Genomic DNA, 11,823 nt, shown 5'->3' with positions numbered 1-11,823 from the left:
TGCGCAGCTCATGGACACCCGGCTGCATACGCGTTGCCATAGCAGATATAGTCGAACACGTTCAGGCTGCCACTGTTGTCACAATCGGCGTACGGCTCGTTGCCTGCATACGCGTTGCCGAAGCAGATGTAATCGAAGATGGTGAGTGCGCCGGACTCGTCGCAGTCGGCATAGCAGGCTTGCTGGCATGTGCTGATATCGATGATCGACACGCCCGCATCACCCAAGCACACAAAGACGAAGCCACCTGAAATTATTGATCTGTGCGGTGGTGCGGGCACATCCACTTGCCCCATGATGAATGGGTCTGACGGGTCCGCGACACTGATAATCTTCACCTCACGAAGGGATGCATCGTCGCTGCTAGATAATGCAACAAGACTGCCCAGCGATGAAAGTCCTGACGAATAGAACTGGTTCTGCGGGATGGAAAGCTCGCCAACCGGCGCCGAGTTCGGCGGGAGCGTCATGTCGTACACCCTGAACCCATGCTCCCACTCAGCATTATAGATATATGGCGCAGCCACCTCGGTCACACTCCCGTTTGACTGCGTTGTAATGAATCCTGAGTAGAAGGATGGATTCGTCGGCACTGTAACGTCAAAGACATCAACAGAGCCAGCGAATGTTGCATTGATAACATACGCGAACGCGCCTTCAACAAAGACATCATCGGAAAAGCCTGTGTCAGCCATCCCGAGCAGGCTCGGCTGCGTTGGATCAGCAATGTCAACAACAAGAAAGTGCGTCGGCCAGTCTGCGACATACATCGTGGTCCCAACGACTTTCACACTCACAATCGAACTTCCAAACGGCGACGGAAAGGTCGACAGCAAAGCTGGCGCTGTTGGGTCTGTCACATCGACAAGGTCAACACCGGCTGATCCTCTGCAAACAAAGGCAATCTCATCCTGCACAACGACCCGGCCGGCACCAACTGCCGCTGCATACGACCCGATCGCAACAGGACTTGCTGGATTGCTGACATCAAATATCTGCAACCCGGAAGCTGCGTCGGCAACGTACGCTGTAGATCCCACAACAAACACATCCCAGGCTGTGCCGGGTGTGTCGAACGTGGTCACAAGAGTCGGCGTGCATGATTGCCCACACGCGATAGAACCGACCGCAACGATACTTGCTACAGACGAAAAGAAACGTGATGTCGTCTTCACGATACTGCCTCCCAATATGTTCCCGCGTTCAATCCAATGCACTGAACCTGCATCCAGTATAACAAAATCTGTCATTTTCAGAAGTCAAAACTTTGTAAATATCCACTTTGCCTCGCACCGCAGTTTATTTCGACCAAGAACATTAAATGAAGCTCTGTTCGATTCGAGACCGCGCACGCCCACGCAAGCGTTTTCCGGCAAGGGCGAAATCACGCTGCGCTAACCCGCAATCGCATCAAGGACATCCTGCCGAATACGCGTTGCCATAGCAGATGTAATCAAACACGTTCAGGCTGCCGTTGTTGTCGCAGTCGGCGTACGGCCCGTTGCCTGCATACGCGTTGCCGAAGCAGATGTAATCAAAGATGGTGAGTGCGCCGGACTCGTCACAATCGGCGTAGCAAACATCAACGCACAACGAGGGCGCAATCACAAAGACTCCCTTAAACCGATCTGAGAGATATACAAGACCATCTGCAACATGCACGTCTCTGGTGTCTGTAGTTTCATCCAGAATGCCCAGGCATTCAATATGCGACGAGTCGCTGATATCAAAGATGAGAAGACCGAATTGCTCGTCAGCCACATACGCTCTATCGCCGACTACTTGGACTGCTTTGCCGCGATACAGTCCAAGCCACTCGTCCTCAAGAACAGCCTGCGTTGGGTTGGTTACGTCGAGCGTAAAAAAACCATACTCGCCAACAACAAAGAGTCTTCCATCAGCATAGTCGAGTCCAAACGCGTTGCTAATCGGGCTGAAGTGCCAGAACGTACTTATTGCAGTAGGATCGGTAACGTCTGCCACACTAAACCAGCTGCCACCCGCTTCAAAGACGTAGTTTTCATGCGCAATAATATCCCAGCCATCTCCGGGCATCAGTGTTCCCCCCATATACACCGGAGCCGTAGGGTCCGCCACATCAACAACATACAAGGTTCCAACGTCTTTGTTAGCCAAATATATCGTGTTGCCCATAAGGGTAATCGATTGTATTTCTCCGAGGTTTCCAACGCCTCCCATGTAGGATGGTGACTGGATATCTGCAACGTCCCAGATTTCCAGCCCGTCCGTTGTCGCTAAATACACAAGATTATCCGAGATTGCAATGTCGTATGAATCAGTGTTCATCACTGATTGAAAGATCCAGTTCCCGCTTTGATCCTGTTGGTAAATACTACATCCGGCTCCATCTCTGATCACAAACAACAAACTACCATGAACAACAAATCGATGGGTAATGGTTTGATGAAAGATCGAAACAACACTGGACGAGATATTTGTTTCTGCAGGAGTCACGGGCTGGTCCGGCACAACGAAGGTTGCGATCCCACCCGGACCGTCCGCAACGACAAATCCCTGGTCTACAACAGCAACATTGAATGCCGTGCCATGTGATTCAGCAATCCCAAGAAGTCGATGCCCAACAGAATACGGCACGTTCGGATCAGAGTTCGTCACCTGGACACCTGCGTCATCGCACGCGAGATAAACATATTCGCCATGCACCTCGACTGATCTTGCAACTCCACGCGTTACACAAATGCCTTTTCCTCGCGGCTCGTTCGGATTAGAAATGTCAAACGTGAAGAGGCCAGAGTCACGGTACGCGATATAAGCATATCTGCCGGAAATGGCTACATCGTAAGCATAATCAGATGTTGAATATGTCCATAATAAAGCTGGCAAGGACGGCGTGGAAACATCCAATATGATAATGCTCTCGTCCCAGTCTGTCACTATACAAATACTTCCATCAACATCGCTGGAGGTCGCAGTTCCTGGTGTGTCGTAACTTCCCACCAGCGCTGGAGCAGCCGGGTTTGAGATGTCCAATATCTGAAGTCCACTGTCATAATCTGCTACAAACGCAAGATCACCATCCGCCGTCACTCCGAACGCATCGCCTGGTGTGTCGTATGAGCCGACGATCACAGGTTGCAGCGGGTCACTTACGTCGATCACCTGGAGACCTTCGAGCCTGTCAGCCACAAAGAGGTGGTTCCCGGACACATCAACCGCACGGGCAACACCGGGTGTGTCCAGCGTAGCAAGCAGCACTGGGCTTGCCAGACTAGAAATATCGAAGATATCAACCCCCTGCTCGCCGCAGGCAACATACGCAATGTTTCCACTGACAACGATATTCAGAGCGTCTCCCGAGGTTGGAACACGGCCAAGTTCGTACGGAGCACAGAACTGTGACTTTGCTGTCGCACATAACAATAAGGCTGCAATAAAAGCGCAAATATCCACAAAGTGCTTCATGTGATTCCCCAAAGCCATACCACCGACATGCTGAGTGGCTGACACGGAGTATAACGGAAACGGATCCGTATACAACACTCATTCATTCCGTCTTATTGGACCGAATAAAGCAGATTGCTATGGCCCAACTGTCTGTGCCGGTTATGCCGGTTGAGCCGCGCCGAATCTGCGCAGTAGCACACACACGACTGGCCGAAACAGCAAACGTATTGGATGCTGTAGAAGTCAGCGGGGTTGGTTAGCGCCTGTCTCCTGACGAGATGGGCACAGGCCAACCTCGTGTTGCTTGTGTGTCCCCTGCGTGTGCCTCGCGTCGGTTTAGCCTCCCCGGCGCGGGGCCTTACCAACCAAACCTTGTCGGACGCAGTGCACACGCACCGGCCGATCGGCAGCCGGTTCGCCTTGCGGGCTCTGAGGGAGCAGCCCGGACGGACGAAAGGGAGCGGCACGAGGACCAGCATGTGGTCCTCGTTGTCGTCTGTCAATGCTGCACGTGTATCAGGTGTACACAGAATACTACATCAGCGTCTTGAACAGCAGCACACCAAAGGTAACGAGTGTGGCATTGTGCATTGCGTGCGCGACCATCGGCGCGATAAGCGAGCCGCGCCACTCGCGAAGCATCGCCATCACATATCCAATCGATCCTAACGCTGGTATAAACATCCATCCCTGCGGATGAATGGCTGCAAACACAAACGCGGTCAGCAGACCTGACAAGATAAAACCGTGCCTGTTCCGCAGATACGTAAAGAAATATCCGCGGAACATTGTTTCCTCGACAAACGGCGCCCAGATCACCGCAAAGAAGTAGGCAATAAAGATCTCGATACTTGATCGCGTGTAGCTCTCAACAATTGGGTGCGTTGGACCCGAGCCTCCAGAGCCGTCAGAGAACGCGCTGACAACACTCACCAGCAGAGCCATCACAGCGACACCCAATGCGATAATCGGCAACCCAGCAAAGTATCCGATGATGCCAGCAAAGATCTCAGATGTCAGTCCCTTGCCGGTATGCCAACCGATGTCGCGACTGATCAGATCCGGGCGCTTGGTGCGGAAGAACGGATAGAAGCACAAGAGCGCAAGCCCCGCCTGCGCCAGCATTCGAAGCACGCCGATCACGCCCGCAGTTTTCTCGCTTGCGCCGAGCATCGCCAGCTCGGTCACCACGATTAATGCAAGAAATGATCCCAGGAACAGTGCAAATGTTTCCGCATAAAGATAGATAGGCCCCTTGGGATGGCGCATGCGCCAGTGCAAATGTCCCTGGAAGTTCGCAAACCACGCAACGAACGCAAGAATGCACCCAACAACGAAGGCGCATACCACAACCGTTATCATGACAAAGAGGATAAGAAACGCACGCGCACCCTGCGCCGCCATCAGTTTGCGCTGCTGACGCCCCTTCTCGGTGCCATAGGTTTTCAGCAATCTTCCAAACCATCCGTGACGGGTCGTAAACTGATCAAGGTCGTACGCGTCCACCGCATCCAGCGATTCTGTCAGCACAGTTCGCACAAACGCGATGTCGGAGGACACTTCGTCGAAGAGTTTGGCATACGTCTCGCGATCCGCTTCGCTCAGCGTTGCGTCATTAGCTACTTCCTGCGTGCGTCGCTCGATGCGTTCCTCTGCCCGACTGAGCATCTCGATACCGCTCGCAGGGTCAACCGCCACACCGCGCAAGATGGCCATGCGCAACAGATCAATCGCGCTCAAATCCTGCTGAGACTCTTCAGCAAAGACAAGCTTGTTGATTGTTTCCTTAGTGTCGGCATCAAGAAAGGGCAACTCGAATGCGCCGAGCATCAGCTTGCTGCTGATCAGCACAGGATCTGTCAACTGTGGCGAAACAATCAGCGACTCGGGCTCAGTTTCTTCTATCTGCGGAGTGGGGAAGATGTTGATGTTCTGCAACAGAATCAGGATCGCAGCGGTGAAGGCGATTGCAGCAGCAGCCCATCGAACGCCCGGCTGACGGTGGGCTCCGCTTCGCGGAAAATGCATGGCACGCACATCAGGGCGCTCATCTTTCAATGCAGGAAGATGCTCCCGATCGGGAGCATCAGGTGCTGGAATGTCGTCACGATGCTCGTCAGTCATACGCGGTATTCAATGGTGCTGCTTTAACGGGATGAGACAGTACTGTAAACGTCCTGGGTGTGTTTCGTCAGACAGGATGAACGATCACACACATCTTTTCACACTCAGATGAAAGCTCACCACACAAGATCTCTGTTTTTCGGCTGATAATCAACAAACACGCCATTCCCGGACGCTCGACGAACCAAAACGTCGATCGACGTCATTGTGTCTCTGGCGTTAGTTGTTCTCTGACAAGCACCTCTTTGAGTCTGCCCGCGATTCGACGCTCCAGCGCCTCATCACGGCCAACCGGTACGTCATAGCTCGGATAGAGCCCCCGTCTGCCCAATGCCGGATCAAACATTCTCGACTGCATGCGAATGCTTGTGGAATCAAGACGCAGACCCGGTCTTTGCGATGAGAGCAGGACCACATCGACCCGCGCCTGCACAACACCGTCATACGTGCGCATGTCTGTCGGCATCACACCCGGAGCGCTCGGCGCTCCGGGCTCAACAGGAATTGGCGCGACAGCCGGCGCAAGTTCAGCATCGTTACTGGCGGGGCGCTCAGCTGCGGGTTCAAACCACACACGCACCACGCGTGCACGGTTCGAAAGAAAATCGTCAGCCTCGGCACCAAGCGACGTCTGCTCAGCGTCCCACGGCGTGGCAAGCCCTGCCGTACTCTTCGGCTTTGTCGTGATCACACCCGTCCGCGCATCGACACGATCAAGATCGAAGTTCTGGTCACGCAGCACCTGCTTGGCGTGCTCGAATGACGATGCATACGCCCCGGACGACACTGCAACGGTTGAGTCGTGATGCAGACGGGCGCACCCGGTCAGCCACGCTGTCGCGACACACAGACCAACAACACTCGCCATGGATTTCCACGCAGTCTTCATAGTCGCATAGTACGGTTAGAGAAAGCCCCCGGAGATGCCTCGGACAGTTAGACCCTGCCCTCAATAAGCATCCGCAGCGCCTCTGGATACGCCTCGGTCTCTAGCGAAAAGACACGATCGGCCAGCATACGCACTGTGTCCCCCGGCAGGACCGCACACCGACGCTGGAGGAGAATCCGTCCCATGTCGTACTCCGAGTCGCACAGATGCACTGTGCATCCCGTCTCAGTATCACCGGAGTTGAGCACCGCCTGATGCACGCGATCGCCATACATTCCAGGCCCGCCATGACGCGGGAGCAGCGCTGGATGGATATTGACAACTCTGCCAACATATCGCGCCGGAATCGGCAGCAGCTTGAGGTACCCCGCCAGCACCACCCAGTCGATGCGCGATGAATCAAGCAGTTGCACCAGCCTTCGCTCGGGGATAACACCTTGCTCGACTCGTGCTGGCAGATTGCGCTCACGCGCCCGGTCATATCCAAGGCACTGGCGAGACGCCACAACGAGCCCGATCTCAGCATCTAGCTCGCCACGATCGATCGCATCAGCAAGATTTACCAGTGTGCGTCCCGATCCGGAAAGGAACACCGCAAGACGAGCCGGATGATGCTCAGACTCGTGCGCCATTACTCGTCAACTCCGATAGTGGGGGGAGAGCTGAACGGAATCGACCTACCCTGCGCGTCGACAGCAACCATTGTCAGCATTGCTGTGGTCACGCGTACTGTCTCGCCTGTCTCGTAGCGCTCAGCCTCGACATCGACACACACGGTCACGCTTGTGCGGCCCAGCCTCGTCGTGCACGCATAGCAGTTTACCACATCTCCCAGATGCACCGGCTGATGAAAATCAACGCGATCGACGGACGCGGTCACCCATCTGTGTCTGCCGTGCCTGCGCGCCTCGACAAACCCAGCCTGATCGATATACGAGAGGATGATGCCACCGAAGATCGTGCCGTACTGGTTTGTATCGCGTGTCAGCGTCATCACGCGCAGGGCCAGCGTGCGATCCTCGTGTGTGCAGCCACACTCAGCAGCATCCCGCTTCTGTGGTGGAGTCGTTCCTGATGGCTTCTTCGTCGATCGTTTTCCCATGAGCGCTGCATCATTCGGGTGTACTAGAGCCGATTCAACATTCTCGCCTTCTTCCCACCGTACAGACCAGCGAAGACTGCCTCAAAGAGCGTTGTAGCCGATCCACGCCACGCATACCCTTCTTTGATTCTCGCACATCCCGCAGGAGATGCCGAATATGGCCCATGCCCACACACCCACAGACGACAGCGCCTGCTGCACAAAGTCCGCAGCCCTTCTTGATCCGCCAACCATCCAGGACATCAAATCGCTCTCGTATCAGGATCTGCTGCGCCGATACGCCCGTGGTGTCGAGGTGTTTGATCGACGTGTGTTCGAGCTCTCGCAGGACCAGCTCGACCACTGCTTCCTTCCAGAACCTGACGGCTCTGAGGGCGTTGGCCGCTGGTCGGTGCGCATGCTGCTCGGGCATTGTGCTGACGCGGAAATGGTGCTGACAATGCGCATCCGTCGTGCGATCGGTGAGGATGGTCCGGTCGTTGAGATGTGGGACGAGAACGCATTTATTGACTCCGGCATCTACGCGGGAAGATCCAGCGCAGACCCGGGCGAACGCTTGGGGCATGCTGCAGGCGCAACACCACCGCCGGTCGCGGGATTCGTCGCGGTCATACACACACTCCGCCGATGGATGGTCGAGCAGTTTCTCGCACTCGATGAATCCGTTCTTGAGCGCACTGTCATGCACCCGGAGCGCGGCGCAACAAGCGCGCGCACGTTCCTTGTTTACAACGTCTATCACCTCGAGCGCCATGCAGCGTTCTGCAATCGAAAGATCGAGCGGTTCCTTGGCCCGTTGATCGATGAGCCGATACCCGCTGGCGGCTGCGGCGCAGGATGCGCGTGCGCAGCAAAGAACGCCGAGGCCAGCGCGTGACCGCGCGTTGCGCAAGTGCAGTATTGATTGCATACGCATGTGTGCTGGCATCGTGCGCGCCTGAAGAGCACGTTGTAAAATATAAGCCGTTTTTCTCGGGGCTTGAGGGTGCAGAGCACGGCACACAGCCGGTCAGCGCGGGAACGGGGGGCGGTATCCCCATCGAGCCCAAGCTCGCAGTCGAAACAGACGAACTCGGCCACACAACACTCAACTCACCATCGATCAGCTACCTCATGAGCCATGTCCTGCGCACCCTCGCGGACGAGGATGTGGATCGCGGCAGAAAGATATTTGTCGAGCAGGTTGTCAGCGAGACAAGCAGAGCGGAGCTGACCGCGTGGGGCACCAGCGCCGAGGCGCAGTACGACCTCATGCGCGCATACTACGACGATGTGTACACACTCTTCTCGCGATTGCCGATGGGCGAGCACTCACCCAACGCGATCATGTCAAAGACTGGGTCGCGCAGACTGCGCGTGGAGATCACGGGTGTCGGCCGGAAGGATCTCCGCTGGGTTAGCGTTCAGGCCGAACGTGTCGGCAACGAATGGCGCCTCGTGCTGCCCATGCAATGACACACATCATCTCACGGACACCCCCCCGCGTACGCATTGCCGAAGCAGATGTAATCAAAGACGTTCAGCATACCCGACTGGTCACAGTCGGCGTACGGATCCTGGTTCGCATACGCGTTACCAAAGCAGATGTAATCGAAGATATTGATTGTGCCGGACTGATCGCAATCGGCGTAGCACCCTATGTCTACGTATGTCCAGCCGAGCGCATCGAGCACACGCAGATCAAGCGCGTTGACATACGCGGGGTAGTACGTCTCGCCCGGCAGAATACGCGGATCCATAATTCCAACCGGCGATGGCAGCTCGCGATAATGTGAGCCTTGCCACGGCGCACCGTCCGACATCGGAATCTCCACATCGATAAAATCGAGTATTGCCTCGTCCGTCACGGGATTGTTCGGATTGTCCAGATACACCGTGCGCGGTACGGTCGCAAAGTCGCCGAGCGTGTCAGGATTCAGATTCGTGTTTGGTCCGTCGGACTCGCGAAACCGATACACGTCCATCGGGAGTAGCGTCGCGCCGTGCAGAAAATCAACATTGGATCCGAACCCGAACGTGTGGATGATCTCGTGGATCACGACCGACGTAAAGCAATACGTCCCGGGAGTGATGCCATCGGACGGATCGAAATCGAACGGCGCGTTGCTTGAGAACGTGATCGGCGGGTTGCCCGCAGACTGCCCGAACAGCACCTGCAACTGCGGCGATCCGATCAACAGCGATGATCGCGCAGACACCTGTGTCGACGGATCAAGCCCATAGAGCACATCGATGGTCGTCCCAGTCGGCAGATCGTCCTCGATCGTGTCGTCAGCATCCATCGACGCGACGAGCGCATCACGAAACTGCGCATACGTCCTGCCGGAGTAGCTGTTGCCAGCGCCACCAAGAATGGGCTCACCATTGACACTCCCCAGCGGCTCGAAGTTGATGTCGTACGCAATCGCGATCTGATCATCAAAGAGCGCGCCAACAAGGTCGGCTGCGCTTTGCAGCGCATCGAGAGCGCCAGCGGGCGGTGTCCCCGTGACATTGAACGTGATCGTCACACCAGCGCCATCGATAGGGTTGTGCCGCGTTGTGATGTGCTGTATCGACGTTGCGCGTGCAAAGGCGTGCGCGTGCCTGCGCGCCATGGCATCAAGGTCGACATCCTCGTGCGCGCCCCAGCAGATCGGCTTCCAGACATTGCTCTGCTCGTGCTGCGGATCTGTTGCCGACGCGATCGAGCACATCGAAACCACGACAACGCAACTCGACAGGGCTTGAAGGGATACAAACATGTGCGCACCTCGAATCCAGTATACAGAAAAACAACGCTGCGCCAAGAACGCAGCGTTGAGAATCAAGCGGGTAAATCAATAATCTTTACGGACCAATCACGGACACCCACTCATATAGGCATTGCCAAAGCAGATGTAATCAAACACATCATGGTCACCATCACCATCGCAGTCGGCGTATGGGTCCTGCAACGCGTATGCGTTGCCGAAGCAGATATAATCAAAGACGCTCAGTGTGGTCGATGAATCACAATCAGGGTAGCACACCCCCTCTGCCAGATAGGTTCGAATGTAGCTGTCCGACACGAAGGAGAGTGGTGGACTGTTGGACCATCCCGCATAGATATTATTCATTTGATCGATACCAATAACGCCTCCATTTTCATTGCTTGCTGTTCCATACTGATCAGACCAGATCGCAGAACCTGTCACCGAGTCAATCAATGCAACGAACAGATCATGTAGTCCTGCGCTTGTTGAGAAGAGATCTCCGCGTGTATATCCCGACAGAACAATATTGCGATATGAGTCCTCAACAACTGAAACCCCGCTATCGTCTTCGGGTGATCCGAACTGATAATCCCACACTCGAGCACCTGTAAGAGAGTAACGCGCTATAAAAACATCTGAATCGCCCGCGTTTGTGCCGTAAAGATCACCATCTGTCACGCCGGTAATCAGAATGCTGCTATTGATCGAGTCAAAGGCAATGTCGCGGGGGTAGTCTGCTGCTGTGGAACCTTCCTTGACAGTCCAGTTGATCTGGCCGTTGGGGTGGAGCTTTGTAAGAAAATAATCGAAGCTTACACCGTTGTTTGGGCCGCCAAATGAACCATCAGTCCAGCCAGAGACGTACACGCTCCCATTTGCATCGACAACAAGCTTGCTTGCCCGCTCGGTAGCTGGTGAGCCCATCTGTCTGGTCCAGATGACATTGCCACTCGCGTCGTACTTGCGAACAAAGCAATCGTATCCGCCAAACGCGGACTGCCCAAGCACACCGTTGGCTGTTCCAGAAACATAAATGCTGCCTGAAGGATCGATAGCAACGCCAGCGCAATCGTCCGGGTTTTGATTCCCAAACTGATCGGCCCAGATCTGATTGCCTAAGCTGTCAAGCACAACGACAAACGCGTCCTTGGAGCCTGCATTCGGCCCGAACAGAGCTCCTTCGGTATACCCAACAACATACACCAGTCCAGCAGCATCTGTCACAATATCACGAGTAAACTCTGTTTCCGAAGTGCCGAACTGGTATGTCCAGTTCAATGTACCACCAGCCGAATACTGCTGAACAAAGGCATCAATGCCGCCCGCACTGGATGATCCAAGCGTTCCCGAGGTTCGCCCAGCAATATGAACCACACCCGTGCTACTCACATCGATGCTGGAAATCACATCATCTTCCGATGTTGCAATCGTTGCCGACCAATCAGTGGTGTAAGGATCGCCATGAGCAAGGCCTGCGAAAACCAGGCTGCACATGAATGAAGCAACGGTTCTCTGAACACCAGCAGCCAGATTTGACATAACCAATC

10 protein-coding genes are annotated in these 11,823 nt (G+C 55.0%); 2 read left to right on the top strand and 8 right to left on the bottom strand.

Going from position 1 to position 11,823, the window contains the following annotated elements; genetic code table 11:
* Nucleotides 1-8: 8 nt before the first annotated feature.
* The 6 genes from H6815_04905 to H6815_04880 form a co-directional block, all read right to left on the bottom strand.
* On the bottom strand, nt 9-1,175 hold the full coding sequence (locus H6815_04905) for a hypothetical protein (protein MCB9859774.1): 1,167 nt from the start codon (nt 1,173-1,175) through the stop codon (nt 9-11).
* A gap of 235 nt (nt 1,176-1,410) precedes the next feature.
* The gene (locus H6815_04900; protein ID MCB9859773.1) at nt 1,411-3,444 is read right to left on the bottom strand and encodes a hypothetical protein; all 2,034 of its coding nucleotides are present in this window, start codon (nt 3,442-3,444) and stop codon (nt 1,411-1,413) included.
* A gap of 516 nt (nt 3,445-3,960) precedes the next feature.
* Nucleotides 3,961-5,550, bottom strand: coding sequence for a CPBP family intramembrane metalloprotease (locus H6815_04895; GenBank protein MCB9859772.1), 1,590 nt, complete (start codon nt 5,548-5,550; stop codon nt 3,961-3,963).
* Nucleotides 5,551-5,752: 202 nt separating this feature from the next.
* Nucleotides 5,753-6,439 carry a hypothetical protein gene (locus tag H6815_04890; protein ID MCB9859771.1) on the bottom strand — a complete coding sequence of 229 codons (687 nt, stop codon included), beginning with the start codon at nt 6,437-6,439 and terminating at the stop codon, nt 5,753-5,755.
* Between the two features lie 47 nt (nt 6,440-6,486).
* On the bottom strand, nt 6,487-7,071 hold the full coding sequence (locus H6815_04885; protein MCB9859770.1) for a phosphoribosylglycinamide formyltransferase: 585 nt from the start codon (nt 7,069-7,071) through the stop codon (nt 6,487-6,489).
* A complete protein-coding gene (locus H6815_04880; GenBank protein MCB9859769.1) occupies nt 7,071-7,541 on the bottom strand; it encodes an acyl-CoA thioesterase in 471 nt (156 codons plus the stop codon). The genes H6815_04885 and H6815_04880 overlap by 1 nt, the downstream gene beginning before the upstream one ends.
* A 157-nt stretch (nt 7,542-7,698) precedes the next feature.
* Between H6815_04880 and H6815_04875 the strand changes: the two genes are divergently transcribed.
* Nucleotides 7,699-8,418 (top strand): DinB family protein, encoded by a 720-nt coding sequence (locus tag H6815_04875; protein ID MCB9859768.1) that lies wholly within the window; start codon nt 7,699-7,701, stop codon nt 8,416-8,418.
* Complete coding sequence (locus H6815_04870) at nt 8,385-8,996, top strand: hypothetical protein (GenBank protein MCB9859767.1); 612 nt, start codon at nt 8,385-8,387, stop codon at nt 8,994-8,996. The genes H6815_04875 and H6815_04870 overlap by 34 nt, the downstream gene beginning before the upstream one ends.
* A gap of 11 nt (nt 8,997-9,007) precedes the next feature.
* Here the strand turns inward: H6815_04870 and H6815_04865 are convergent, their stop codons facing one another.
* Together H6815_04865 and H6815_04860 are read right to left on the bottom strand one after the other, a co-directional pair.
* Complete coding sequence (locus H6815_04865) at nt 9,008-10,285, bottom strand: hypothetical protein (GenBank protein ID MCB9859766.1); 1,278 nt, start codon at nt 10,283-10,285, stop codon at nt 9,008-9,010.
* A gap of 96 nt (nt 10,286-10,381) precedes the next feature.
* Entirely contained in the window at nt 10,382-11,815 is a 1,434-nt protein-coding gene (locus tag H6815_04860; protein MCB9859765.1) for an SBBP repeat-containing protein, read from the bottom strand.
* Nucleotides 11,816-11,823 lie beyond the last annotated feature (8 nt).

This window comes from Phycisphaeraceae bacterium, assembly GCA_020639155.1.
GTDB lineage: Bacteria > Planctomycetota > Phycisphaerae > Phycisphaerales > UBA1924 > JACKHF01.
This window is presented reverse-complemented; position numbering and strand designations above follow the sequence as displayed.